The sequence below is a fragment of the Nocardia bhagyanarayanae genome (genome assembly GCF_006716565.1).
In the GTDB taxonomy this organism is placed as follows: domain Bacteria; phylum Actinomycetota; class Actinomycetes; order Mycobacteriales; family Mycobacteriaceae; genus Nocardia; species Nocardia bhagyanarayanae.
The window spans coordinates 4,609,877-4,634,674 of sequence record NZ_VFPG01000001.1 but is presented as its reverse complement, the minus strand read 5'-3'; the positions used below and the strand labels follow the sequence as shown (position 1 = coordinate 4,634,674).

24 protein-coding genes and 1 pseudogene are annotated in these 24,798 nt (G+C 68.7%); 19 read left to right on the top strand and 6 right to left on the bottom strand.

Annotated elements, in window-relative coordinates; genetic code table 11:
- Together FB390_RS19985 and FB390_RS19980 are read right to left on the bottom strand one after the other, a co-directional pair.
- Nucleotides 1-633: an NAD(P)-dependent oxidoreductase gene (locus FB390_RS19985; protein ID WP_141810300.1), complete on the bottom strand. Its 633-nt coding sequence runs from the start codon at nucleotides 631-633 to the stop codon at nucleotides 1-3.
- Nucleotides 630-1,547, bottom strand: coding sequence for an EamA family transporter (locus FB390_RS19980; RefSeq protein WP_246124113.1), 918 nt, complete (start codon nucleotides 1,545-1,547; stop codon nucleotides 630-632). Before FB390_RS19980 ends, FB390_RS19985 begins: the two co-directional genes overlap by 4 nt.
- A 79-nt stretch (nucleotides 1,548-1,626) precedes the next feature.
- Here FB390_RS19980 and FB390_RS19975 point away from each other — a divergent pair, with 79 nt between their 5' ends.
- Entirely contained in the window at nucleotides 1,627-2,502 is an 876-nt protein-coding gene (locus FB390_RS19975; RefSeq protein ID WP_141810299.1) for a LysR family transcriptional regulator, read from the top strand.
- Nucleotides 2,503-2,934: 432 nt separating this feature from the next.
- Nucleotides 2,935-3,288, top strand: a complete 354-nt coding sequence (locus FB390_RS19970; RefSeq protein ID WP_221639313.1) for a nucleotidyltransferase domain-containing protein — start codon at nucleotides 2,935-2,937, stop codon at nucleotides 3,286-3,288.
- Here the strand turns inward: FB390_RS19970 and FB390_RS19965 are convergent.
- Complete coding sequence (locus FB390_RS19965) at nucleotides 3,275-4,690, bottom strand: MFS transporter (protein WP_141810298.1); 1,416 nt, start codon at nucleotides 4,688-4,690, stop codon at nucleotides 3,275-3,277. The genes FB390_RS19970 and FB390_RS19965 overlap by 14 nt on opposite strands.
- 121 nt (nucleotides 4,691-4,811) lie before the next feature.
- Here FB390_RS19965 and FB390_RS19960 point away from each other — a divergent pair, with 121 nt between their 5' ends.
- A complete protein-coding gene (locus FB390_RS19960; protein WP_141810297.1) occupies nucleotides 4,812-5,711 on the top strand; it encodes a LysR family transcriptional regulator in 900 nt (299 codons plus the stop codon).
- Between the two features lie 76 nt (nucleotides 5,712-5,787).
- A complete protein-coding gene (locus tag FB390_RS19955) occupies nucleotides 5,788-6,387 on the top strand; it encodes a hypothetical protein (protein ID WP_246124112.1) in 600 nt (199 codons plus the stop codon).
- Nucleotides 6,388-6,449: 62 nt separating this feature from the next.
- On the opposite strand, the pseudogene FB390_RS19950 reads toward FB390_RS19955, so the two are convergent.
- Nucleotides 6,450-7,020 (bottom strand): annotated as a pseudogene (locus tag FB390_RS19950) (TetR/AcrR family transcriptional regulator).
- A gap of 66 nt (nucleotides 7,021-7,086) precedes the next feature.
- On the opposite strand from FB390_RS19950, the gene FB390_RS19945 reads away from it, so the two are divergent.
- Both FB390_RS19945 and FB390_RS19940 read left to right on the top strand, forming a co-directional pair.
- On the top strand, nucleotides 7,087-7,536 hold the full coding sequence (locus tag FB390_RS19945) for a DUF6463 family protein (RefSeq protein WP_141810294.1): 450 nt from the start codon (nucleotides 7,087-7,089) through the stop codon (nucleotides 7,534-7,536).
- A 46-nt stretch (nucleotides 7,537-7,582) separates the two neighbouring features.
- On the top strand, nucleotides 7,583-8,317 hold the full coding sequence (locus FB390_RS19940; RefSeq protein WP_221639311.1) for a hypothetical protein: 735 nt from the start codon (nucleotides 7,583-7,585) through the stop codon (nucleotides 8,315-8,317).
- A gap of 17 nt (nucleotides 8,318-8,334) precedes the next feature.
- Here FB390_RS19940 and FB390_RS19935 read toward each other — a convergent pair whose 3' ends face one another.
- Nucleotides 8,335-9,711, bottom strand: a complete 1,377-nt coding sequence (locus FB390_RS19935; RefSeq protein WP_246124111.1) for an aminotransferase-like domain-containing protein — start codon at nucleotides 9,709-9,711, stop codon at nucleotides 8,335-8,337.
- 105 nt (nucleotides 9,712-9,816) lie between these two features.
- On the opposite strand from FB390_RS19935, the gene FB390_RS19930 reads away from it, so the two are divergent.
- The 13 genes from FB390_RS19930 (at nucleotide 9,817) to FB390_RS19870 (ending at nucleotide 24,098) form a co-directional block, all read left to right on the top strand.
- Nucleotides 9,817-10,665, top strand: a complete 849-nt coding sequence (locus FB390_RS19930; protein WP_141810292.1) for a nitrilase-related carbon-nitrogen hydrolase — start codon at nucleotides 9,817-9,819, stop codon at nucleotides 10,663-10,665.
- A gap of 13 nt (nucleotides 10,666-10,678) precedes the next feature.
- Nucleotides 10,679-12,100 carry a dihydropyrimidinase gene (gene hydA / locus FB390_RS19925; protein ID WP_141810291.1) on the top strand — a complete coding sequence of 474 codons (1,422 nt, stop codon included), beginning with the start codon at nucleotides 10,679-10,681 and terminating at the stop codon, nucleotides 12,098-12,100.
- 9 nt (nucleotides 12,101-12,109) lie between these two features.
- Complete coding sequence (locus FB390_RS19920; protein ID WP_141810290.1) at nucleotides 12,110-13,135, top strand: TIGR03842 family LLM class F420-dependent oxidoreductase; 1,026 nt, start codon at nucleotides 12,110-12,112, stop codon at nucleotides 13,133-13,135.
- Nucleotides 13,132-14,460: an aspartate aminotransferase family protein gene (locus tag FB390_RS19915; protein WP_141810289.1), complete on the top strand. Its 1,329-nt coding sequence runs from the start codon at nucleotides 13,132-13,134 to the stop codon at nucleotides 14,458-14,460. The genes FB390_RS19920 and FB390_RS19915 overlap by 4 nt, the downstream gene beginning before the upstream one ends.
- A complete protein-coding gene (locus FB390_RS19910; protein WP_141810288.1) occupies nucleotides 14,457-15,965 on the top strand; it encodes a CoA-acylating methylmalonate-semialdehyde dehydrogenase in 1,509 nt (502 codons plus the stop codon). The genes FB390_RS19915 and FB390_RS19910 overlap by 4 nt, the downstream gene beginning before the upstream one ends.
- Before the next feature lie 26 nt (nucleotides 15,966-15,991).
- Nucleotides 15,992-17,455 (top strand): NCS1 family nucleobase:cation symporter-1, encoded by a 1,464-nt coding sequence (locus FB390_RS19905; protein ID WP_141810287.1) that lies wholly within the window; start codon nucleotides 15,992-15,994, stop codon nucleotides 17,453-17,455.
- Nucleotides 17,456-17,633: 178 nt separating this feature from the next.
- Nucleotides 17,634-18,140 carry a GNAT family N-acetyltransferase gene (locus FB390_RS19900; RefSeq protein ID WP_141810286.1) on the top strand — a complete coding sequence of 169 codons (507 nt, stop codon included), beginning with the start codon at nucleotides 17,634-17,636 and terminating at the stop codon, nucleotides 18,138-18,140.
- 86 nt (nucleotides 18,141-18,226) lie between these two features.
- Nucleotides 18,227-19,189, top strand: a complete 963-nt coding sequence (locus FB390_RS19895; RefSeq protein WP_141810285.1) for an alpha/beta hydrolase — start codon at nucleotides 18,227-18,229, stop codon at nucleotides 19,187-19,189.
- A 206-nt stretch (nucleotides 19,190-19,395) separates the two neighbouring features.
- On the top strand, nucleotides 19,396-20,502 hold the full coding sequence (locus tag FB390_RS19890; RefSeq protein ID WP_221639310.1) for an alpha/beta hydrolase: 1,107 nt from the start codon (nucleotides 19,396-19,398) through the stop codon (nucleotides 20,500-20,502).
- Between the two features lie 33 nt (nucleotides 20,503-20,535).
- Nucleotides 20,536-21,186, top strand: a complete 651-nt coding sequence (locus tag FB390_RS19885; protein ID WP_141810284.1) for an ABC transporter permease — start codon at nucleotides 20,536-20,538, stop codon at nucleotides 21,184-21,186.
- Nucleotides 21,179-22,366, top strand: a complete 1,188-nt coding sequence (locus FB390_RS19880) for an ABC transporter ATP-binding protein (RefSeq protein ID WP_141810283.1) — start codon at nucleotides 21,179-21,181, stop codon at nucleotides 22,364-22,366. The genes FB390_RS19885 and FB390_RS19880 overlap by 8 nt, the downstream gene beginning before the upstream one ends.
- Nucleotides 22,363-23,136: an ABC transporter permease gene (locus FB390_RS19875; protein ID WP_141810282.1), complete on the top strand. Its 774-nt coding sequence runs from the start codon at nucleotides 22,363-22,365 to the stop codon at nucleotides 23,134-23,136. Before FB390_RS19880 ends, FB390_RS19875 begins: the two co-directional genes overlap by 4 nt.
- Nucleotides 23,133-24,098: a glycine betaine ABC transporter substrate-binding protein gene (locus tag FB390_RS19870; protein WP_141810281.1), complete on the top strand. Its 966-nt coding sequence runs from the start codon at nucleotides 23,133-23,135 to the stop codon at nucleotides 24,096-24,098. Before FB390_RS19875 ends, FB390_RS19870 begins: the two co-directional genes overlap by 4 nt.
- Before the next feature lie 71 nt (nucleotides 24,099-24,169).
- Here the strand turns inward: FB390_RS19870 and FB390_RS19865 are convergent, their stop codons facing one another.
- Complete coding sequence (locus FB390_RS19865) at nucleotides 24,170-24,736, bottom strand: DUF6968 family protein (protein WP_141810280.1); 567 nt, start codon at nucleotides 24,734-24,736, stop codon at nucleotides 24,170-24,172.
- Between the last annotated feature and the right edge of the window lie 62 nt (nucleotides 24,737-24,798).

Genomic DNA, 24,798 nt, shown 5'->3' with positions numbered 1-24,798 from the left:
CTAGTAGCCGACGGTGAAATGTTCTTCGCCGACCGGGTTCTCGAGCTCGTCGAGGACGGCCACGGCGAAGTCCTCGGCCGAGATCCGGGATGTGCCGTCGGCGCCGACGAGGAGCGTCGTGGTGCCGCGCCGGTATTTCCCGGTGCGAGAACCGGGTTCGAGGAGACCGGGCGGACTGAGGTAGACCCAGTCGGCCGGGTGCGCTCGGCAGGCTTCCAGTTGCGCGACGCTCGCGGCCGCGATGGGGCGAATCGCTTCCGGTACGTACTCCGGACTGTCGATGACGAGCCGATCGGGGTGCTGTGGGAGGCGCAACGGGGCGGCGCCGCCCACGAAGAGGATCCGGGTCCCAGCTGTCGCGGCCGCGTCGAGAAGCGCGGTCGCGGTCTTCGCCGCGGTGTGCTCGTGTCCCTCGGCGGGACGGGTAGCGGCGACGATCGCGTCGGCGCCGTGGAACAGTCCGCTCATGCGGTCGGGGTCGTTCGCGTCGCCCTCGACGGCGATCACTCTCGGCGGCAAGGCGGTTGGCCGGCGGGACCGGAATACCGCGATCAGGTCGTGGCCCCGGCGGGCGGCTTCGTCGATGACGCGCGAGCCGACCATGCCGGTGGCTCCCACTACGGCGATCTTCATTCGGTTTTCCTTTCGGTGGTGGGTTCGGGCAGTTGTCCCGCGACGATCGCGGCGAGCGCGAGGCCGAATCCCACGAGCTGGATGGGGCCGAGCGTCTGGCCGAGCAGGATCGCGCCGAGCACCGCCGCGACCAGCGGCGAGAGCAGGACGAGAACCGCGACCGAGGTGACGGGCAAGGCGCCGAGGCCGCGGAACCACAGCACGTAGGCGATCAGACCGCCGACCAGACCCAGCCAGAGGTAGCCGAGCGCGGCGGTCGGGCCGATCGCCGGAGGCGGGCCCTCGACGAGAAAAGTGACGGGGAGCAGGAAAAGGCCCCCCGCGGCGAGTTGCCACCCGGCGAACGCGGTGGCGCCGACCTCGGCGGGGCGTCCCCAGCGCTTGGTGAGGGTCAGCCCGAACGCCATCGAGGCCGCGCTGCCCAGGCCCGCCACGACTCCGGTGAAGTCGAGCGCCGCGCTCGGACCGAGCACCACCAAACCGACGCCGAGGACGCCGGTCACTCCCCACGCGAGGCGCCAAACGGACGGGCGCTCGTGCAGCACGGCCACGGCCAGGACGGCGACGACCAGCGGCTGGGCCGCGGCCAAGGTGGCGGCAACGCCGCCAGGCAGGCGTTCGGCCGAGACGAACAGCAGCGCGTTGAGCAGGCCGATGTTCAGCACGCCGAGTACCGCGGCTTTCCACCACCACGTCCCACGCGGCAGCGTGCGGGTGATGGCCAGCGCGATCAGACCGGCGGGCAACGCGCGAAGGAGACCCGCGAACAGCGGATGTCCCGGTGGAAGAAGCTCGGTGGTGACGACGTACGTCGTGCCCCATGCCGCGGGGGCGAGCGCCGTCAGGGCGGTGCGCCGTAGATTCCCCGGTGGCGAACCGCCGAGGGAAACCTCCTGTACTGCTGGACTTTTCACGTTCGCAGTCTCGCCCGGCGGCGATCGATGAGTCCAACACATGTTTGTCACTTCATCGATCGTGATTCACGATTGATCCATGGAGCTTCAGCAGATGCGCTACGTGATCGCCGTCGCCGAGACGAGCAGCTTCACCCGCGCCGCCGAACGGTGCCTTGTCGTCCAGTCCGCGCTCAGTCACCAAATCGCCCGTCTGGAGCGGGAACTCGGCGCGCGGCTGTTCGAGCGCACCAGCCGCCGCGTGCGACTGACACCGGCGGGCGCCGCGTTCCTCCCGGCCGCGCGTCAGTGTCTCGACGCCGCCGAACGCGCGGCCGCCGAAGTCGCCGCCGCCGTCGGCGAGGTGCGCGGACGACTGGCCGTGGGACTGATACCCACCATCGCCGCGGTCGACATCCCCGCGGCGCTCCGTGAGTTCCGCGGGCGGTACCCGCACGTGCGGATCAGCCTGCGGGTGGGTGCGAGCGAGGAGCTGACCGAGCAGGTCGAGCGGGGCGCCATCGACGTGGCCTTCCTCGGGCTGCCGACGACGGCGCGACCGCGCGGCGTCGCCGCCCACGAGCTCGCCCGCGACCGCCTCGTCGCCGTGGTCGCGCCGGACCATCCGCTCGCCGGCGAACCGTCGGTCGACCTGCGCAGGCTGTCGTCCGAAGTGTTCGTCGATCTTCCGGCCGGGACAGCCGGACGCGCCCAATCCGACCAAGCCTTCGCCGCGGCCGGTCTCAGCCGCGACGTCGCCTTCGAAGTGAGCACCGCGGACTCGCTGATGTCGCGACTCGTCGAGCAGGGGCTCGGCATCGCCATGCTCGCCGCCTCCTACGCGCCACGACTCACCGGCGTCGTCACCCTCGAGATCACCGACGCCCCCGCCCGCGTCGAGTACGCCATCTGGGGCCAGACCACCCGCACCCCGGCGGCAACCGCGTTCCTCTCGGTTCTCGACATCCCACTCTGAGCCCGTCGGCCTGGCGCGCGAACCCGCCGATTGGCCAGCCGCGCCGCCCGACGCAAGGCAGGAGCGCTCTCGCGAGCGAGGCTCGGTCGTTCGGGGCGGCGTCGGCAGTAGATGCAATCGGGATCGCCACAGACACTTTCACGCCACTGGTCGCACACCGCGCACAGTGCCGCGTCGTATCGGTCGCAGTAATCGATTCGGGCGCCACACCGCGGGCACGATCCGTCGCCCGGACGGAGGGCGGAGGGCCGCCTACGAGGCATCCTCCTCTTCGAGGCTCAACATCTGCGCGACCACCATGGCGATTTCACGCTGCGTGCGGGCCGAGATCCCACAGACTGTCTGCCTGCTGCGCCCCGAGTGAGGCTTCCGCGGTCGGTTCACGCGGACCTGGCCTGGCCGTTTACGCGGCATAGGCCTTTCGTCGGTTCGATGTCACGAGCGTTATCCTCGCAGAAGACGTTGAGCCACGGCAATACTCGAAGCAACGGTGAGAAGGGGCCCGAAGTGATCGGACGTCCGCTCTCGGCCGAGGAGGCCGCCGGGCTGTGGGCGGCGTGGACTCCCGCCGAAGTCGCGGAGCGCATGGCGGGCGTCTCGGCGCCGTGGTACGTCGCGGCCGGGTGGGCGCTCGATCTGTTCACCGGAGGCGATGCCCGCGAACACAGCGATCTCGAAATCGGTATTCCGCGAGAGCGATTCGACGAGGTGGCCGCCGCTTTCCCCGGCTTCGAGTGGGATGTCGTCCCCGGGCACCCGTGGCTCGAACGAATCAGCGCGACATAGTCCGTGGCCTCCGCAGCACGAGAACCAATACCAGACCGGCACCGACCAGCAGCGCCGCGACCGCGAAAGTCCACTGCGTCCCCCGCGCTATCTCCGCCGGGGCACCCGTCGTGATATCCCCCGCGGCGCGCGCGAAGACCGCGCCCATGACCGACGCGCCGGTCATCAACCCGAGGTTGCGGGAGAGGTTCAGCATCCCGGAGACCAAGCCACGCTGGTGTGCGGCAACGTCTTTCATGACCGCGGTGTTGTTGGCCGCTTGAAATGTCGCATAGCTCGCGGTGCAGACGACCAACGGCAGCACGTAACCGAGAACGCCCGCCGCCACGGGCATCAACGACAGGGTCAGCGCGGCCGCGATGATGCCGACGAGCCCGACGATCACCATGGTTCCCGATCCGAAGCGGTCGGTGGCGCGCCCGGCAGGGACACCGGTGAGCGCCGACACCGCCGGGCCCGCCGACATCACGAGCCCCACCGCGGCGGTGCCGAGACCGAGCGCACCGCCCAGGTGGAACGGACCGACGACCAGGGTCGTCATCATGACGGCCGAGACCAGGGTGCTCGTCGTCAGCCCGACGGCGAGCACCGGATCGCGCAACATGCCGAGATCCAACAGCGGGAACGAGATCTTGCGCTCGGCGACGACGAACACTACGAGACCCGCACCGGCGACGCCGAGCAAGCCGAGGAAGAGCGGCCCGAAGGAGCCGACGGTCACGGCGAGCGCGTAAGCCCCCAGCGTCACGGCCAGCAGTACGGTGCCCAATGTGTCGAAACGCCGTGCCGAGGTTCCGCCCGCGGCGTCGGCAGGCAACCGGAGCGTGAGCGCCAGTGCCAGCATCCCAACCGGCACGACAGCCAAAAATATTGCTCGCCAATCGAATACATCGATCAACAGACCGCCTAGCGACGGCCCGAGCGCCGTACCGACGGCCGACATCGTGCCCAGCAACCCCATCGCGCTACCCGTGCGATGTTCGGGCACCACCGCGCCGACCGAGGCCATCGTCAGCGCCATCATGCACGCCGCGCCGACCCCTTGCAGCGCCCGCGCGGCGATCAGGAGCACCAGATTCGGGGCCAGACCGCACAGCAGCGTCGCGACCGTGAACACCGCGATGCCGAGCACCAGCAACCGACGGCGGCCGACCAGGTCGCCGAGCCGGCCGACGCCGACGATCAGCGTCGTGATGGCCAGCAGGTAGGCGATCACGATCCACTGTGCCGCGTGGAAGGACGCGCCCAGCGCCACCGCCATCGACGGCAGGCCCACGTTGGCGATGCTGATGCTCAGCGAGGGCAGCAGCATCGACAACGAGAGTGCGGTGAGCACCTCGGTCGAGGCGCGACGGCCCGCCGGCTCGTGCCCGAGAGCGGGAGGCGTTGCTGATCTGGACATGAAGGTCTTCCTCCTGGCTTCGACGGTGTCCCTCGAACGTAAGTTCCGTCCGGACCTGGCGGAAGACGCAAAGAAGTAAAGGCACCTGTGCACTGAACGCCAGGTGTGCGATCCTGTCCACATGGCACGGCCCGACCTGAACTTGCTCGTCACCCTGGACGTCCTGCTCGAGGAGGGCAGCGTGACGCGGGCGGGCGAACGGCTCGCGCTGAGTCCGTCCGCGATGAGTCGCGCGCTCGCCCGGCTCCGGCGCGCCACCGGTGACCCGCTGCTGGTGCGCGCGGGACGCGGCCTGGTCCCCACGCCCCGTGCCGTGGAATTGCGCGAACGTGTGCGCGGGCTCGTCCAGGAAGCGGAAGCGGTGTTGCGACCGGTCGAAAGTCTCGATTTGGCGACGCTGCAAAGGACTTTCGCGCTGCGCGGCAGCGATGGGTTCGTGGAGAGATTCGGGCCCGCGCTGGTGGCCGAGGTCGCCGAGGCGGCGCCGGGCGTGCGCTTGCGGTTCCTCCAGAAGACGAAGAAGGACCCAGCCCCCTTGCGCGAGGGCATCGTCGACCTGGAAACGGGCGTCGTCGAGAACACCTTGCCACCGGACGTGCTCAGCAAACCGCTGTTCACCGACCGCTTCATCGGAGTCGTCCGCGCCGAACACGCACTCGGCGCCGGGAAGGTGACCGCCGCACGGTACGCCGCCGCGCGCCACGTGCACGTCTCCCGTCGCGGACTGACCGCCGGACTCGTGGACGAGGCGCTGGAACCGACCGGCCACCGCCGCGACGTCGTCACCGTCGTGGACGGCTTCGGCGCGGCACTGGCGCTCGCGCGAGCCACCGACCTCGTCGCCACGGTGCCGCGGCGGCACACGGCGAACCTGCGTCAGGGACTGCGCTCCTTCGAATTGCCTTTCCGCGCTCCGGAAGTGACGGTCTCGCTGCTGTGGCACGTCCGGCTCGACGCGGACCCGGCGCACCGGTGGTTGCGTGGCCGCGTCTCCGCGGTGTGCCACTTCGAGGACGACTGACGCACCGATGTCGGCGCGACCTGCTACCTTCCGCGACATGGTGATCGACGGAAGCTCCGCGCACGGAGCGCCTCTGGTGGAGCGTGTGATCGAGGCGGTGCGGCGAGACCCGGGAGCTTCCGCGCTTCCCTACCAACACGTGCCGTGGGTGACGGGAGATCCGCGACCGATGGCGGCGGATGTGTTGGCCGAGAAGGTCTTTCCCTCCGGGCGCCCATTGCCGCCGAGCCTGCGTGCGTGGCTCGCCTTCGACGTCGGCCTGCTGGAGCGCTACGGCTGGTTCGGACCGGACGGCGGCTTCGCGGCCCGGCGACTCGACGAGCTGGTACGCGACGAGCTCGGTGAGCCATGGGCCGAGTGTTACGCCCCGCTCGCCGAGCGTTTCGAGGAGTGCTTCCTCCTCCCGGGCGGCTCGGATTCGCGCCGGATCCTCACCGTCGGCGCACCGGATTCGGAGGGGGAATATCCCGTCCTCGCCCTGGACGTCGACGACCTACCGTTCGTCGGTCTGATGTATCCCGGCTTCGATGTCTACCTGGCCGACACTGCGGGACTGATCCGTACCGAATTTCCCACCTACACAGCACTCTTCGATCACGCTGTCTACAGCAGGCGGATGCGTCAGCACGCCCGCTCGTGGTTCGCGGGAGAAGCCTACGCCGAGTTTCCGTTCTGAGTACGAAGCCCATGCCGGGCGGGGTGTGCCGTAGCGGCGCGGGCCCGGCCGGAACAGCGCCGCTACGGACGCAAAATGTACTCTCCGGCAAGCTGAATCGCCTCGAGCTTGGTGTACCCGGGATGGTCGGCGACGATGAAGTGACGGCCGATGGCCAGCGCGAAGGTCAGCATACACCGCGCCTCGATCTCGTCGGGATCGTCGAGGAAGGCGCCGAACATCTTGCGCAGGAATTCCATTCGCTGGTTGTCGATGCGCCGCAGCCGTGCGGCGACGGACTCGTCGCGATGGGCCCAAGCCCGGATCGCGAGATCGATCCGGTGCAGGTCCTCGGAGAAGGTCAACTGGCCGACGCGCCGGATGCGGTCGGCGGCATCGCCGCCCTCGGCGTCGGCCTGGGCGATGACCTCCGTGGTGCAGCGGCGTTCCCACTCGTCGAGCATCTCCGCCAGGAACGCGGCGCGGCCGTCGAAGTGCCCGTAGAAGCCGCCCTTCGTCACTCCGAGTGCGGCGGCGAGCGTTTCGACCCGGACCGCGTCGGGCCCTCCCTGGGCGAGCGCGTCGAGACCCGCCGTAATCCAGCGGGCGCGGGTAGTGCGGGCCACAGCGGGAATCGGGGTCACCTCCATTGATCGCTTCTCGTTTATACGGTACCGTACAAACGAACTGTACGGGGACGTATAAACGAGAGGCGAACCGATGACCGCCGGAAAGTCGTTGCTGCGCTGGGCGAGCGGGATCATGATCGTCCTCGGCGCCGGCCATCTCCTTCTGTTGGCGCTCTTCGCGTGGAGCGACATCACCGGCTGGGTGGATCGCGGAGTGTGGGCGGCCGTCCCGCTCGGGCTCACCGCCGAGGAGGAGACCGTCGCGTCCGCGCAGAACGCGGCGACCTTCTGGGCCGGTCCCGGCAGCTTCGCCGTGCCGTTGATCCTGTTGGGTTGCCTCACTTGGCATCTCGCGCGGCGCGGCGTGGCCGTGCCCGCCTGGGTCGGCTGGAGTCTGGCGGCGTGGTGCGTGGTGGGCGGCGTACTTCTCGTGCCCTCCCCGTACTTCGCCGGGACGGTCGCCGGAGCGCTGGTCGTCTTGGCGGCGCGACAGGGAGATCGGTCGGCCGCACAGCGAGAGCGGGCTATGGACCCGGCCTGACGTCACCCGGTAGCGTCACCGCTGGGGCGGTGGCGAGGAGGACCGGATGTCGATGCACCTGATCGAGGATCTCGTCGAAGGGTCGATACGGGTGTTGCACGACCACGCGCCGGTCGGCGATCGGCGCGTCCGGGACTGGATCGCGGCGCTGTACCGCTTCCACGACACCTACGACTGCTCGTTCACCCATTTCCGGGTGATGGACATCCTGCTGGAACGCGGGTATACCTTCCGCTTCCCGATCGACGAGCATCCCGAGTACGTCGAACGGCGCGAATTCTTCGACGGCCTGGCCGATTTCACCGCGTTGACGGACGGATCGGACGACCCGCCGGATTCCGAGGACCGGGACGATCTCGACGACTGGCTCGACCGAGGGTTTGTCGACCCGCCGTTCCTCTACTGCGACGCGGGTACGGCCTTGTGGCGACAGATGATCGAACTCGGGAAGCTCACCGGCGAGCACGCCGAACCCCTCGGCAACCCGCACTTGGCCGAAGTCGTCCACGAGGTGGTCGTCGCCGCCGAGGAAGCCGGAGACATCGAGCTGATCGCGCTGTGGCACGCGCTGGGCTTGCACTCCCTCCTGGGCGCCGCCTACATCGATGATCCGCGGGACATGCCCACCGTCCGCGCCATCCGCGCCATCGCCCTGCGGACCGACGCGATCAGCTTCGACCTCCCCGACGGCTACCGTCCACCACCGGACGCGTTCGAGGACGATCCGATCCAAACATGGTGGGCGGGCATGGATTCGGAAGAGGACAGCCTTCTGCGCTGACGGACCGACAGCGCCCGCTACCGACCGTCTCGCGATCCCGGATCGAGCGAGAAGTACTCCGACTGCCGCGGGCGGGCGGCCAAGGCCAGGGCACCGGCGACCTCATCGATGCCGCCCGACAACGGCGCGATGGTCACGCGCACCGCTTCCGGGTGACCACGATCGGCGACGAAGAACGGTCCGCCGGGTGCGACGCGGATTCCGTTGGCCGCCAAGTGGATCAGGGCGGTGCGCTCGTCGGCGACCGGCAACCAGGCGTTGAGGCCCTGCCCTTCGGCGAGCTGTGCGCCATGGTGCCGCAGTGCGTCGGCGAGGGCGCGGCGGCGGAGCTGATATTGCTCACGCGCGTGTTCGACGGTGCGGGTGACGGTGTCGTCGCGAAGCATCTCGTGCAGCAGGCGCTGCAGGATGCGCGGCGTCCAGCCAGGACCGAGGACGCGGGTGGCGACGATGCGGTCGATGATCTCCTCCGGGCCGGACAGCGCCGCGATCCGCAGGTCGGGACCGTGCGACTTGGAGTAGCTGCGCACGTGCAGCACGCGGTCGGGCAGCCAGCGGCCGAGGCTGATGTCGTCGGCGGGGACGACGGCGCCGGAGTGATCGTCCTCGATGATCATGCAGCGGTGCTCACCCCGGCGGAGGATCGCGACGAGTTCCTCCGCGCGCTCGATGCTCATCGACGCGCCGGTGGGGTTCTGCGCGCGCGGTTGCAAGACCGCCGCGGTCGCGCCGGTGGCCACCGCCCGCGCGAATTCGTCCGGCAGCACGCCTTCCGCGTCCATGCGCACCGGAACCAACTGCGCGCCAATGGATTCCAGATAGTCGAGGATGTGCGGGAAGGTGGGGTCCTCGACGATAACCCGATCACCGAATCGGACGACGGCCTGGAGGCTGCGGGCGACCGCGTCCATGGCGCCGTCGACGACGGTCAGCGCGCCGGAGCCGGTGGGCCAGTCCGCCTGCAACAAGCGCCCGAGTTCGGGAACCACCGGCGCCTGGTGGTAGTCGGTGGTCTCGGCGTTGAGGGCCAGCCGGGACAGGATCGACCCGATCTCGGGAAGCAGCGCCGGATCGGGCGTGCCGAGCGAGAGGTCCAGCCGGGCGGAGCTCGCGCCGCGGGTCATGCTGTCGGTCCGGGAGGACGCGGGCCTTGCCCCACCGTCGGCGACGAACGTCCCGCTCCGACCGCGGGACACCACCAGCCCGGCCTGCGCGAGCGCCCGCCAGCCGTGACTCACGGTCGCGGGACTGACCCCGAGGCGGCTCGACAGCTCCCGCACCGTGGGCAGCCGGTCACCGACGCGCAGCTCGCCGCTCGTGATCAGACGGGCGATGGCGCCCGCGATACCCGCGGGAGTCGGGTCATCGATCTGGATTCGGTCGTTCGTTTCCACGCCTCGATCACCTCGTGAGATTTACACTTTCGGCACCGACTGAAATATTCAGGAAATGTTTACCTTCGAAGATAACATAACCAACTTCGGTAGGGAGATCGACAGGTGACGACAATCAAGGCCGCCATCACCCAGGCGACGTGGACCGGCGACAAGAAGTCGATGCTGGCCAAGCACGAGGGTTTCGTCGAGCAGGCCGCCGCCGCGGGCGTGCAGATCATCTGCTTCCAAGAACTGTTCTACGGACCGTATTTCGGCAACGTGCAGGACAAGAAGTACTACGAGTACGCCGAATCCGTGCCGGGGCCGACGACGGAACGGTTCGCGGAGCTGGCCAAGGAGCACCGGATGGTGATCGTGCTTCCGTTGTACGAGGAAGACCAGCCCGGCGTGCTCTACAACACCGCCGCGGTGATCGACGCCGACGGCAGCTACCTGGGCAAATACCGCAAGCACCACATTCCGCAGCTGTCCGGCTTCTGGGAGAAGTTCTATTTCCGGCCGGGCAACCTCGGCTACCCCGTATTCGACACCGCCGTGGGCAGGGTCGGTGTCTACATCTGCTACGACCGCCACTTCCCGGAGGGCTGGCGCGCCTACGGATTGGCAGGCGCCGAACTCGTCTTCAACCCGTCGGCCACCAAACCTGGCCTGTCCGAACGTCTCTGGGAGCTGGAGCAGCCCGCCGCGGCGGCGGCGAACCAGTACTTCATCGGCGCGAACAACCGCATCGGTACGGAGACCGAGGAGTTCGGCGACGCCGCCGTGACCTTCTACGGCACTTCGTATTTCGTCGATCCGCGCGGCTGCTACGTCGGAGAGCGGGCCTCCGCCGACACCGACGAACTGGTGGTCCGCGAGCTCGATCTGGACCTGGTGCGCGAAGTCCGCGGCGACTGGCAGTTCTATCGCGACCGGCGACCGGATTCCTACGACGCCATCGTGGCGCCCTGAACCAGGAGGGAGCATGGGTACCACACTGATCACCGGAGGAACGGTCGTCTCGGCGACCGGACGCGGCGCGGCCGACATCCTGGTCGACGGCGAACGCATCGTCGCACTGCTGGAGCCGGGCACGACCGTGCTCGGCGCGAACCTGGCCGAAACGGTGGACACCGTTGTCGACGCGACCGGCAAGTACGTCATCCCTGGCGGCATCGACGCGCACACCCACATGTCGATGCCCTTCGGCGGCACAACGGCTTCCGACGATTTCGAGAGCGGCACCAGGGCCGCCGCGTGGGGCGGCACCACCACGATCATCGACTTCGCGGTCCAGAAGTTCGGTGAGCGCGTCCAGGATTCCTTGGACACCTGGCACAAGATGGCGTCGGGCCAGTGCGCGATCGACTACTCGTTCCACCAGATCATCGGCGACGTCAACGACGAATCGCTGACCGCGCTGCGCAGGCTGCCGGACGAGGGGATCACGAGCTTCAAGCTCTTCATGGCCTATCCGGGCGTCTTCTACAGCGATGACGCGCAGATCCTGCGCGCCATGCAGATCGGCGCGAACACCGGGCTGCTCACCATGATGCACGCCGAGAACGGCCCAGCCATCGACGTTCTCGTCGAGCAACTGCTCGCCGAGGGCAAGACCGATCCCTACTACCACGGCATCGCGCGCGCCTGGCAGCTGGAGGAGGAAGCGACGCACCGCGCGATCATGCTCGCCGATCTCACCGGCGCACCGCTGTACGTGGTGCACGTGTCGGCGAAACAGGCCGTCGCCCAGTTGGCCGCGGCCAGAGACCGGGGCCGCAACGTCTTCGGCGAGACCTGCCCGCAGTACCTGTACCTGTCCCTGGAGGACAACCTCGGCGCGCCCGGATTCGAAGGCGCGAAGTGGGTCTGCTCGACGCCGCTGCGCTCCCGGCGCGAAGAGCATCAGGCTCAGGTCTGGCAGGCGTTGCGCACCAACGATCTTCAAATGGTGTCCACCGACCACTGCCCCTTCTGCATGAAGGGACAGAAGGACATGGGGATCGGCGATTTCTCCAAGATTCCCAACGGCGTCGGCACGGTCGAGCACCGCATGGACCTGATGTACCAGGGCGTCGTCGAGGGCCGCATCACCCTGGAGCGCTGGGTGGAGATCACCTCGACCACCCCGGCCCGCATGTTCGGCCTCTACGGGCGCAAGGGCGTGCTCGCCCCGGGCGCGGACGCCGACATCGTGGTCTACGACCCGGACGGCCACACCTCCATCGGCCTCGGCAAGACCCACCACATGAACATGGACCACTCGGCGTGGGAGGGCTACGAGATCGACGGCCGCGTCGACACCGTGCTCTCGCGCGGCAAGGTCGTGGTCGCGGACGGCGAGTATCGCGGCCGCAAGGGTGACGGGCAGTTCGTGCGCCGTGATCCGTGCCAGTACTTGATCTGAGGAGACGCCATGCAATTCGGAGCGGTACTACAGTGCGATCCCCCGGCGGCGCGCACCGTTCAATTGGCGAAACTGGCCGAGGCGCACGGGTTCAGCCACCTGTGGACCTTCGACTCGCACCTGCTGTGGCAGGAGCCGTACGTGCTCTACAGCCAGATCCTGCACGAGACCAAGCGAATCATGGTCGGACCCATGGTGACCAACCCGGCGACCAGGGATTGGACGGTCACGGCGTCGCTGTACGCCACGCTCAACGAGGCGTACGGCAACCGGACCATCTGCGGTATCGGGCGCGGTGATTCGGCGGTGCGCGTCGGCGGCGGCAAACCGACCACGCTGCGCACACTGCGCGAATCGATCCACGTGATCAGGGAACTGGCCAACTCGCGGCCCGTCGAATACGGCGGGAGCACCGTGCAATTCCCGTGGAGCGTCGGCTCGAAGCTGGACGTCTGGGTGGCCGCCTACGGACCGAAGGCGCTGGCGCTGACCGGCGAGGTGGCCGACGGCTACATCCTGCAGCTCGCCGACCTCGACATCGCCGAGTGGATGATCGGCGCGGTGCGGAAGTCGGCGGAGGCGGCGGGCCGCGACCCGGCCTCGCTGAAGATCTGCGTGGCCGCACCGATGTACATCGGCACCGACCGCAAGCACATGCGCGACCAGTGCCGCTGGTTCGGCGGGATGGTGGGCAACCACGTCGCCGACATCGTCGCGCGCTACGGCGCCAGCGGTGCGGTGCCCGCCGCGTTCACCGAATACATCGCGGACCGAACGGGTTACGACTACAACCAGCACGGCCGGGCGGGAAACGTGCACGCCGACTTCGTCTCCGACGACATCGTCGAACGGTTCTGCGTGCTCGGCACCGCCGACGAGCACATCGCCAAACTGCGGCGGCTCGCCGACCTCGGCGTCGATCAGTTCGCGGGCTACCTGCAACACGACAACAAAGAGGAAACCATGCGCGTCTACGGTGAGACCGTCATTCCGCAACTGCGGCAGACCATTACGGCGACGAAGGTGACGGCATGACCGCCGTGCGCGTCGACTTGGACGCGCGCGCCTACGAACTCGACCGCAGCCATGTGTTCCACTCCTGGTCGGCGCAAGCCGCGCTGCACCCGGTGGTGCTGGCGGGCGGTCGCGGCTGCCGGGTATGGGACCACGCGGGCCGCGAATATCTGGATTTCGCCAGCCAGATGGTCAATGTGAACATCGGCCACCAGCATCCGGTGGTCACGGCCGCGATCGCCGACCAGGCCGCGCGCCTGGCCACCATCGGACCGGCCACGGCGAATCTGCAACGGGGCGAGGCGGCCCAGCGAATCACGGCGCTCGCGCCGGACGGCATGGACAAGGTGTTCTTCACCAACGGCGGCGCGGACGCCAACGAGAACGCCATCCGGATGGCGCGCCTGCACACCGGCCGCGACAAGGTGCTCTCCACCTACCGCTCCTACCACGGCAACACCGGCGCCGCCGTCGTCGCGACCGGCGACTGGCGGCGGATGCCGAACGAATACGCCCGCGGTCACGTGCATTTCTTCGGCCCCTACCTGTATCGCAGCGAGTTCTGGGCGAGCAGCCCCGAGGAGGAGAGCGAACGCGCGCTGCGGCACCTGGAGCGGGTCGTGCAGTGCGAGGGACCCTCGACCATCGCCGCGATCCTGCTGGAGACCGTGCCGGGCACCGCGGGCATCCTGGTGCCGCCGCCCGGCTACCTCGCGGGCGTCCGCGCCATCGCCGACCGGTACGGCATCGTGCTGATCCTCGACGAGGTGATGTGCGGATTCGGCCGCACCGGACGGTGGTTCGCGTTCGACGGCTACGACGTGCGGCCCGATCTGATCACCTTCGCCAAGGGCGTCAACTCCGGCTACGTCCCCGTGGGCGGCGTCGTCATCTCCGACGCGATCGCCCGCACCTTCGACGACACCGTCTTCCCCGGCGGCCTCACCTACAGCGGTCATCCGCTGGCCGCGGCGTCGATCGTGGCCGCCCTCGATGTGATGGCCGACGAAGGCATCGTCGCCCATGCCGAACGTATCGGCCGCACCGCGCTCGGCCCGGCGCTCGCGGAACTGGCCGGCGACTGCCCGGTGATCGGCGAGGTGCGCGGCGAAGGCGTGTTCTGGGCCGTCGAACTCGTCGCCGATCGCGCCACCCGTGAACCCGTGTCGGCGGCCACCATGGCGCGGGTGAAATCCGACCTGATCGCCCGGGGCTACCTGCCGTTCCTGGCCGACAACCGAATTCACGTCGCGCCGCCTTGCGTGGTCACCGAGGCGGAGGTCGCCGAGGGCGCCGCCATCCTGCGTGACGTACTGACCGCCCTGTCAGCCGAGGAGATCCGATGACGAATCCCGCGAGCACCGACATCGTCGACCACTGGGTCGACGGCAAGCCCTGGACCGGCGAATCCGACCGCACCGCACCGGTTTTCGATCCGGCGCTCGGCGTCGCGCAGCGCAGCGTCCGGATGGCCACCGCCGACGACGTCGGCGTCGCGGTCGCGGCCGCGGCGGCGGCGCTGCCCGGCTGGTCCGACTCCTCCATCGCCACCCGGCACCGGTTCCTGCTGAACTTCCGCGAACTGCTCAACGCACGCAAGGACGAACTGGCGAGCATCCTCACCGGCGAGCACGGCAAGGTGCTCGCCGACGCGGCGGGCGAGGTCGCCCGCGGGCTCGAAGTCGTCGAGTTCGCGCTGTCGATGCCGCACCTGCTCAAGGGCGAGTTCAGCCAGAACGCCTCGACCGGGATCGACGTGTACTCGGTGCGCGAACCGGTCGGCGTCGTCGGCATCATCAGCCCGTTCAACTTCCCGGCCATGGTGCCGCTGTGGTTCTTCCCGATCGCGATCGCCGCGGGAAACACGGTGGTGCTCAAGCCGAGCGAGAAGGATCCGTCGGCGGCGAACTGGCTCGCCGAACTCGCTGCCGACGCCGGTCTGCCCGCGGGCGTGCTCAATGTCGTGCACGGCGACAAGGAGGCGGTGGACGCGCTGCTCACCCATCCGCGAGTCGCGGCGATCTCGTTCGTCGGCTCCACCCCGATCGCCGACTACGTCTACCGGACGGCGAGCGCGCACGGCAAACGGGTCCAGGCGCTCGGCGGCGCCAAGAACCACATGCTCGTCCTGCCCGACGCCGACTTGGACCTGGCCGCCGACGCGGCGGTCAACGCGGGCTTCGGATCGGCGGGCGAACGGTGCATGGCGGTGAGCGTGGTGCTCGCGGTCGACACCATCGCCGACGACCTGGTGGCGCGTGTCGCGGCGCGGATGACCGGCCTGCGCACCGGTGACGGCCGCCGCGGCTGCGACATGGGGCCGCTGATCACCCGCGAGCACCGCGACCGCGTCGCCGCCTACCTCGACACCGCCGTCACCGATCAGGCGCGGGTGGTGGTCGACGGCCGCGACAGCGCCATCGACGGCGACCCCAACGGGTTCTGGCTCGGGCCGAGCCTGATCGACCGGGTGCCGGTGACCTCGGCGGTCTATCGCGACGAGATCTTCGGGCCCGTGCTCTCGGTGGTGCGGGTCGAGGGCTTCGAGCAGGGCGTCGAGATCGTCAACGCCTCGCCCTACGGCAACGGCGTCGCGATCTTCACCAACGACGGCGGCGCCGCGCGGCGCTTCCAGCGGCAGGTGAACGTCGGCATGATCGGGGTGAACGTGCCGATCCCGGTCCCGGTGGCCTACCACAGTTTCGGCGGCTGGAAGGCGTCGCTGTTCGGCGATGCGAAAGCCTACGGCCCCAACGGATTCGCGTTCTTCACCCGGGAGAAGGCGATCACCTCCCGCTGGCTCGACCCCAGCCACGGCGGCATAGACCTCGGTTTTCCGCGGAACAGTTAGCATCACCGAAGCACGAAGGACATCCGATGACAGACACTCGGGTACGGCCGCTGAACGGCGCGCCGGGCAGTTCCACGCTGGTCAACGACGACTTGGCCCCCACGACCGAGGCGACGGCGACCTGGCGTACCTGGGACATCTTCTGTCTCTGGATGACCTCGGCGCACAGCATCGCCAGCTACGGGTTCGCCGTCGGCATGCTCGCGCTCGGCATGACCGGGTGGCAGACCATGCTCGCCCTGTTCACCGGCGTGCTCGTGCTCTGGTTGGGCAGCAATCTCGTCGGCGTCGCGGGTCAGAAGGTCGGGGTCCCGTTCCCGGTCTTCGCCCGCGCCGCGTTCGGCGTGTTCGGCGCCAACGTCCCCGCGCTGCTGCGGGCGATCGTCGCGGTGTTCTGGTACGGCATCCAGACCTATCTGGCGTCGACCGCGCTGATGGTGCTGCTCCTGCGAGTGTCGCCGGGTTTGGCGTCGTGGACCGAATCCAGCTTCGTCGGCCTGTCCACGCTGGGCTGGATCGCGTTCCTCGTGCTGTGGACGGTGCAGCTGGCGATCATCAACTACGGCATGGAGGTCGTGCGCAAGGCCTCGGACTTCGCGGGTCCCGCGGTGTGGATCGGCATGATCGCGCTGGCGATCTGGATTCTCGGAAAGGCCGAGTGGAGCATCGACTTCAACGCCCGTGCCGGTGCGCCGCTGTCGGGCGGTGCGACGGTGGCCGCGTTCGTCGGCGTCGCCTTCCTGATGGTGTCGTTCATGGCGGGTCCGCTCGTCAACTACGCCGACTTCGCGCGGTTCTCGCCCAGTAGGAAGGCGGTGCTGCGCGGCAACGCGTGGGGCATTCCGTTCAACGAGACGGCGTTCGTGGTCCTGTCGATCGTCATCTCGCTGGCCACGCTGAAGGTGTACGGGAAGGTGCTGACCGACCCGGTGCAGCTGGTCGCCGACATCGACAGCGACGTCGTGGTTGTCGTGGCCGCGGTGCTGTTCGCGACGGCGACCGTCGGCATCAACGTGGTCCTCAACTTCGTGTCCCCCGCCTACGACATCTCCAATGCCGCACCGAGATACATCTCCTTCCGCACCGGCGGCATCATCACCGCCGTGCTGTCCATCCTGGTGATGCCGTGGAAGCTCTGGGAGAACCAGGATTTCATCATCTACTTCCTCGGTGGCGTCGGCGCGCTGATGGGCCCGGTGTTCGGCATCCTGATCGTCGACTACTACCTGGTGCGCAGGCAACGCACGGCGGTCGCCGAGCTGTACTCCGACACCGCGGAGGGCCGCTACTACTTCTCCCGCGGGTTCAACCCGAAAGCTCTGACGGCGCTGGCCATTTCGGGAACCATTGCCGTGATCGTCGCCCTGGCTCCGGATTCACAAGAGGTGACAGCGCTGTCGTGGCCCGTCGGCGCGGCCCTGGGCGCGGTGCTGATGTACGCGTTCGACGTCCTTCGCCCGTCCGTTCCCGCGGATGCGCACGGGGACTGATCACCTCCGCCAGATCTGCCGCGTTATGGCGACGAGGTTGTGCTTCGGGCAGTTTCCGAACCACGATGACGTCGGTTCGCTGCCCTCGCGGGTCGGTACGGCAGCGCAACCCGATGAGTGCGGCGGGTACGGCCGGAAACGACGTGACAGAGCGGGTGGCGTCGAGGATGCTGGCGGCATGTTGATCAGGAGCGGCGGCGCCGGGGACGCGGAGGCGATCGCGGAGCTGCACGCCGCGAGCTGGCGCTCGGCCTATGCGGGCATCATGCCGGACGACTACCTGAGTGGGCCGCTCGAGGCGGATCGGGCCGCGCTTTGGCGCGAACGGCTGACCGGTGCTGTGACGCCCGGATTGTTCGTCGCGGAGGATGCCGCGACGTTGCTCGGCTTCGTCTATCTCGTTCCCACGGCAGACGGCCGGGTGCTGCTGGACAACCTGCACGCCCGGCCCGAGCGTCGTGGGAACGGGATCGGCGGAAGCCTACTCGAGCGCGGTCTGGGGTGGGCGGCGGCCGAAATTCCCGGCCGCCCGGTCTATCTGGAGGTGTTGCGCGACAACACCGCCGCGATCAGCTTCTACGAGCGGCGCGGTGGGCGACGAACGGATGCGCGGATCGGACAGTTCGAGGCCGGGTTCGAGCTGCCGGAGTACGAGTACACCTGGGATCCGGCCGCCTCGGCGTGAAGATCCAGATCGACCGACGAACATCCACGCTGGCATACACTCCAACCCGAAGGTTAGCCGAAACATAGCTGAGTGAGGAGTTGGCCATGAGCGAGCGTCCGCGGTGGTATCGCGATCAACAGGCGTGGCGCGACCTACAGCAGTTCCTGCCCCAACGCCTCCGGCTGACCGGCGACACCGAGCCCGCCGAGGAGTACTGGGACTGGCGTGGCCATCACGTGCATCTCGACCGGTATCCCCTCCCCGGCGCTCCCGCCAAGATCGTGCTGCACCACGGGGTCGGCACCAACGGCAGGCAGATGAGCCTGGTCGCGGGCGCGACGCTGGCTCAGCGCGGCTTCGAGACCGTCGCTCTCGACAACCTCGGCTACGGCCTGACCCAGGTGGCCGACGGCACCGCCCCCGGCTACCACGACTGGATCCAGCTCACCACGGACTTCCTCGCGTACGAAAGCACCCGCGACGACCGTCCGATCGTGCTCTACGGCCTCAGCGCGGGCGGCATGCTCACCTACCACGTGGCGGCGCACGCACCGCGCGGCACGCTGCGCGGCATCATCGGCACGACCTTCCTCGACCCGCGCGACAAGACCGTCTGGCGGGCGGTCTCCCACGACCCCTTCCACGCCACCTTCGGCACCGCGGTGTTCAACTTCCTGGCCCGCACTCCGCTGCGCGGGGTCCGCTACCCGATGTCGGCGGCATCGAAGATGAGCGCGTTGTGCAACAACCCGGACGCGATGAAAGTCTTTCTGCGGGACAACACTTCGGCGGGCAGCTGGGTCTCGGCCAGGTTCTTCAGCGAGTTCGGAGCTTACGCACCCGATATCGAGCCCGCCGATTTCGACGTGTGCCCGGTCCTGCACACCCAGCCCGCCGAAGACCACTGGACTCCGCTCGAGCTCAGCAAGCCGGTGACCGGCGCGATCACCAAGGTGCCGGTCACCACCGTCGTGCTCGACAACGCCGGTCACTACCCGCTCGAAGAACCCGGTCTGACCCAAATGCACGACGCCATTACAGAATTCGTCACCAAGGACACGCGATGAACGATAGTGTTGGCCGGGCGGCGTAACACGCCGGCGTGATGCGGGACGGTCGCCGCACGCGGCGCGATTCACGGGCAATCGCCACCGTTCCGCGTTCCGAGTGGCAGCATCGATGAGGCAGGTCCTGAACCCTCGGGTCGACCAGCACCGGACCGCCGCGACGAGCCTGGCGCCCCGGACCAGAACCATGCGAAAGAGGTATCCCCGTGCCGGTCGATCCCGTCAACCCGGTACCCGCCGCGCCGCCAACCACGCGGATGGCCGCGGCGGCGGTCCGCGGCTTGCTCCGATTGCCGCACCGGACCAAGCGTGCGCTCGCCGGTCCGGCGATTCACCGCGACGGCAACGAACTCGACCTCGACGCGCAACTGCTCCTGCGGATCACCCGGACACTGCCGAGGCCCGAGCCCAAACCGGCGACCCTGCGGATCCAAGCGCGGCGGATGGCGGCGATCGGTGCGGGGCAGCGGGCGCCCGTCCGCGTCGACGACAGCACCGTCACGGGCGCCGCGGGACCGCTGCGGGCGCGGCTGTACGACCCCGGCGCGGCGGACGCCCTGCTCGCCTACTTCCACGGCGGCGGTTGGGTCATCGGCGATCTCGACACCCACGACGCGTTGTGCCGGACATTGGCGCACACGGCCGGAATACGAGTCCTCGCGGTCGATTACCGGCTGGCGCCCGAACATCCCTATCCCGCGGCGATCGACGACGCGGTAGCCGCGTTCCGCGACATCGTCGGCCGCGCAGAGGAATTCGGCGTCGCACCGCAACGCGTCGCGGTGGGCGGCGACAGCGCGGGCGGCCATCTGGCGGCGGTGCTGTGCCAACGGACGCGCCGTGACGGTGGGCCCGCTCCCCTGCTCCAGCTGCTGATCTACCCGCCCACCGACCTGACAGGAAAGGCCGAGTCCCGCAGGACATTCGCCGAAGGCTTCGCGCTCACCCGCACCGACATCGACTTCTTCGACCGCTGCTTCCTGCCACCCGACATCGACCGCACCCAACCGGATGTGTCACCCCTGCGCGCCGAAACCGCGGCCGGACTTCCCCGCGCCGTCGTGATCACGGCGGGTTTCGATCCGCTGCGCGACGAGGGCGAAGCGTACGCGGACCTACTGAGGACCGACGGTGTGCCCGTCGCACTGCGCCGATTCGACGGCTACATGCACGGTTTCGTCAACAACGCGCTCGCTTTCGGCCCCGCGGTGCACGAGATCGCCGCTCTTCTCGCCGACGCCCTTCCGGCGGCACGCGAGTCTTCGACCGATCCGGGAGCGGACAGCGGACGGAACCGGGCGGCCACGAGATAGACTCCGGCACAACGCTGCACGGGAGGTTCGGCCCTGGACGCACTGTGGACGTTCGTCGTCGATCGGCGACACCAGCTGCTTGTCGACTCGTATCTGCATGTCTCGGCGGTGCTTCAGTCGCTGCTCATCGCGGCGCTGATCGCCGTGATCGTCGGTGTGCTCGTCTACCGCAGCCCGTTCGGTTCGGCAGCGGCGACGGCCGCGGCGAGCGCGATCCTCACGGTGCCCTCGTTCGCGCTGCTCGGCTTGCTGATCCCGATTCTCGGGCTCGGCGTCGGTCCGACGGTCACCGCGCTCGTGCTCTACGCGCTGCTGCCCATCCTCCGCAACACCATCGTCGGCTTGGCCGCGGTGGATCCGTCGGTGGTCGACGCGGCACGTGGTGTCGGGATGAACCGGATGCGCGTTCTCGCCGCCATCGAACTACCGCTGGCCTGGCCTTCCATCCTGACCGGAATGCGGGTCAGCACGCAGCTGATCATGGGCATCCTCGCGCTCGCCGCGTACGCCAAAGGGCCCGGGCTCGGCAATCTGATCTTCTCCGGGCTGTCCCGGCTCGGCAGTCCCAACGCCGTGCCGCAGGCGTTGACCGGCACGGTGCTCATCGTCGTGCTCGCGCTGCTGCTGGACGGCCTCTTCGTCCTCGTGGGACGACTGACCACCTCGAGGGGGGTTCGTGACTGACACCGAGACCGGGGACACCGCGGTGTCCGGCGTGCAGATCGTGCTCGACGCGGTCACCAAACAGTATCCGGGACAACGTGATCCGGCCGTAGACGCGGTCTCGCTGACCATACCGGCCGGTGAGATCGTCGTCCTCGTCGGACCGTCGGGCTGCGGCAAGACCACGACCATGCGGATGATCAACCGGCTGATCGAACCGACCTCCGGCACCATCACCATCGGCGGACGCGACGCCGCGAAGATGAATCCCGATCAGCTGCGCCGCGGCATCGGGTACTCGATCCAACAAGCCGGGCTCTTCCCGCACATGACCGTGGCCAAGAACATCGCGACCGTGCCCGGGCTGCTCGGCTGGGACCGTGCGCGGATCGCCGCGCGAGTCGACGCGATGCTCGACCTGGTCGGCCTGGAGCCGGACACCTTCCGCGGGCGCTACCCCCGCCAGCTCTCCGGCGGGCAGCAACAGCGCGTCGGGGTGGCGCGCGCACTGGCCGCCGACCCGCCGGTGCTGCTCATGGACGAACCGTTCGGCGCGGTCGACCCGATCACCCGCGGGCTGCTGCAGGACGAATTGCTGCGTCTGCAGGCGGAACTCGGCAAGACCATCGTCTTCGTCACCCACGATTTCACCGAGGCGGTGAAGCTGGGCGACCGGATCGCGGTGCTCGGCGACCGGTCCCGGATTCTCCAGTACGACACCCCTGCCGCGATCCTCGCCGATCCCGCGGACGAGACCGTGGCGGGATTCGTCGGCGCCGACGCCTCGCTCAAGCAGTTGACCTTGACCCGGGTCGGCGACGTGGAACTGGGCGACTGCCCGACGGCCGGGCCGGACGAACCGGTCGAGACATTGCGCGCGGCACTGGCTGGTCGGGAGTGGCCGTGGGCGCTGATTCTCGACGGGCGCCGACGACCCGTGCGCTGGGTGTCGGCCGAGCAGCTGACGAACGCGCGGACGCTGGGCGAGGCAGGCAGCCCGATCGGTCAGGCGCTGTCGCTCCGATCGACCCTGCAGGAGGCGCTGGAGGCCCTGCTCGCCGAACAGACCGCGACCGCCGTGGTCACCGATGCGCGCGGCGAGTACGCGGGACTGATCACGATCGACACGCTGGTCGGGCACCTGTCCGCCCTGCGAGCGCGCCACAGCGGAGACCGGTCGGCGGCCGAGGCGACGCCGTGACCGCGACCCGCACCGCCGCGTCCACCCCCGCCACCGCACGCCGAGCCGAGCGGCTGCGCCTGCTCGTGCAGCCGGTGCTGGTCCTGGCGCTCACCGTCGGCGTGTTGGTGTGGGCGTTCCGCCGTGACCTCACCGCCACCCAGCGCGCGAGCATCAACGCGAGCAACATCGCCACCGTCACCTGGCAGCACGTGCTGCTCACCGCGACGGTGGTGCTGATCGTGGTAGTGGTAGCGGTGCCGCTCGGCACGCTGCTCACCCGGCCCGGATATCGCCTTCTCGCACCGGTTTTCGTCGGCATCGCCAACGTCGGCGCGGCGGCGCCCGCCATCGGGCTGATCGTGCTGTGCTATCTGGTGACGCGCACCACCGGATTCTGGATCGGGGTCGCGCCGATCGCCTTTTACACACTGCTTCCGGTGCTGCGCAACACGATCCTCGGCTATCAGCAGGTGGATCGGACGCTCGTCGACGCGGGACGCGGTCAGGGGATGTCGGCGGTGACGGTGTTGCGGCGCATCGAGTTTCCGTTGGCGGTGCCGTACATCCTTGCCGGGCTGCGCACTTCGCTCGTGTTGGCGGTCGGCACCGTCACGCTGTCGTTCTTGGTCAGCGCGGGCGGGTTGGGGATTCTGATCGACACCGGGTACAAGTTGCGCGACAACGTCACCCTGGTGGTCGGCGCGGTGCTCGCCGTGGCGTTGGCCCTGCTCGTCGACTGGCTCGGCGCGTTGGCCGAACGCTTTCTCGGACCGAGGGGCCTGCGATGAGGTGGCTGAGCGTGCTGGCGGTGGCGGTGCTGACGCTGGCCGGGTGCGGACTGGAGTCGGGTGGCGCCGTGCCGCTGCGCGTCGGGCCCGGCAGCATCCATCCGGTGCCGGAACTCGACGGGGTCACCATCACCGTCGGCTCCAAGGACTTCACCGAGCAGAACATCCTCGGCTATCTCATCGAATTCGCCATGACGGCGGCCGGCGCCAACGTGCGCGACCTGACCAATATCCAAGGCTCCAACAGCCTGCGCGACGCGCAATTGCACGGCCAAGTCGACGTGGCCTACGACTACACCGGCACCGGTTGGATCAATTACCTCGGTAACGAGACCCCGGTGCCGAGCGAACTCGGGCAGTTCGAGGCGGTCCGCGACGCCGACCGCGCGGAACACGGGATGGTGTGGACGGCGATGGCGCCGATGAACAACACCTACGCCCTGGTGACGAGCAGTCGCACCGCCGAGCAGACCGGAGTCCGGACGCTGTCGGACTACGCGCGGCTGATCGATGCCGATCCCGCCGCGGCCGCCACCTGCGTCGGCACCGAATTCAACGTCCGGCAGGACGGTTATCCGGGAATGGCGCGCAAATACGACATCGATGTCGGCAAGGTGCGCAAGAAGATCATGCAGGACGCCCTCGTCTACCAGGCCACGGCCGACGCGGGGCAGTGCCGCTTCGGCTCGGTCGCCGCGACGGACGGACGCATACCCGCGCTGAACCTCGTTCTCCTGCAAGATGATCGGGCGTTCTTTCCGAAGTACAACGCGGCGTTGGTGCTGCGCGCCGACTTCCACGAAGCGCATCCGCGGATCGCCGAGATCATGACTCCGATCTCCGCGTTGCTCACCAACGAGGTGATCACCGAGCTGAACCGGCAGGTCGACGTGGACGGTCGCGAACCGGCGGAAGTCGCTCGCGACTGGCTGGTCGGTCAGGGTTTCGTCACCGCCGAGTAGACGTTCGTATCGACGTGGATTTCGATGTGAAAGACGATGGCAAATCGCTGAGTCCGCGCGCCATCCGCGCGCTACAAGAGCCGGCTGATCGGCCAGTCGCCGGGTAGGTCGAGCCAGGCGGCGATCATACGGATCGCCGTGAGCAGCGCCTGGATTTCGTCGAGGCCGGAAGCTACGGCGTGGCGGCTGCCGTCGATGCGGAAGGGGCACACGTAGAACTGGCTGTCGGAGGAGGAGACCGGGCGGCCGATGGTGATGGTGTGCGGGCCGCCGGCGGCGATCAAGGTGCGGATCGCGAGCAAATCACCGAGCTCGTATTCCATTCCGGGGTCGTGCGCGATGTCGTCGCGGGTGGGTGGGGCGGGGAAGCCGAGCTCGGCGGGTCCCGCGACGGTGAATTGGGCGCCTGCCTCGTTCGCTTGCGTCAGCTGCGCGCCGATTTCCACCAGCGCGCGATACAACGCCGCCAACGCATCCACCCCGGTTGCCCTCGACTCGCCCCAACCCTGAATTCGGAAGCCGCACACGTCACCTCCGGCGCCCGCCGCCGGTCGCGGCCTGCCGACTTCGATCAGGACCGACCGATCCCCGTCGGCGACCATTCGTTTGGCAATCACCTCACCCAGGCGATCGATCACCGGTATACCTCCCGCCTTCCGGCCGATCCGCCGGACATGTTGCGCCCGTTCGTTCCACAGCG

Bases quoted from the DNA above. Each gene is read 5' to 3' on its own strand.
- FB390_RS19920 (WP_141810290.1), top strand. From the start codon at position 12,110: ATGCAATTCGGAGCGGTACTACAGTGCGATCCCCCGGCGGCGCGCACC.
- FB390_RS19915 (WP_141810289.1), top strand. From the start codon at position 13,132: ATGACCGCCGTGCGCGTCGACTTGGACGCGCGCGCCTACGAACTCGAC.
- FB390_RS19975 (WP_141810299.1), top strand. From the start codon at position 1,627: ATGGAGCTTCAGCAGATGCGCTACGTGATCGCCGTCGCCGAGACGAGC.
- FB390_RS19870 (WP_141810281.1), top strand. From the start codon at position 23,133: ATGAGGTGGCTGAGCGTGCTGGCGGTGGCGGTGCTGACGCTGGCCGGG.
- FB390_RS19900 (WP_141810286.1), top strand. From the start codon at position 17,634: ATGTTGATCAGGAGCGGCGGCGCCGGGGACGCGGAGGCGATCGCGGAG.
- FB390_RS19985 (WP_141810300.1), bottom strand. From the start codon at position 633: ATGAAGATCGCCGTAGTGGGAGCCACCGGCATGGTCGGCTCGCGCGTC.
- FB390_RS19970 (WP_221639313.1), top strand. From the start codon at position 2,935: ATGTCACGAGCGTTATCCTCGCAGAAGACGTTGAGCCACGGCAATACT.
- FB390_RS19965 (WP_141810298.1), bottom strand. From the start codon at position 4,690: ATGTCCAGATCAGCAACGCCTCCCGCTCTCGGGCACGAGCCGGCGGGC.
- FB390_RS19895 (WP_141810285.1), top strand. From the start codon at position 18,227: ATGAGCGAGCGTCCGCGGTGGTATCGCGATCAACAGGCGTGGCGCGAC.
- FB390_RS19910 (WP_141810288.1), top strand. From the start codon at position 14,457: ATGACGAATCCCGCGAGCACCGACATCGTCGACCACTGGGTCGACGGC.
- FB390_RS19945 (WP_141810294.1), top strand. From the start codon at position 7,087: ATGACCGCCGGAAAGTCGTTGCTGCGCTGGGCGAGCGGGATCATGATC.
- FB390_RS19940 (WP_221639311.1), top strand. From the start codon at position 7,583: ATGTCGATGCACCTGATCGAGGATCTCGTCGAAGGGTCGATACGGGTG.
- hydA (WP_141810291.1), top strand. From the start codon at position 10,679: ATGGGTACCACACTGATCACCGGAGGAACGGTCGTCTCGGCGACCGGA.
- FB390_RS19960 (WP_141810297.1), top strand. From the start codon at position 4,812: ATGGCACGGCCCGACCTGAACTTGCTCGTCACCCTGGACGTCCTGCTC.
- FB390_RS19905 (WP_141810287.1), top strand. From the start codon at position 15,992: ATGACAGACACTCGGGTACGGCCGCTGAACGGCGCGCCGGGCAGTTCC.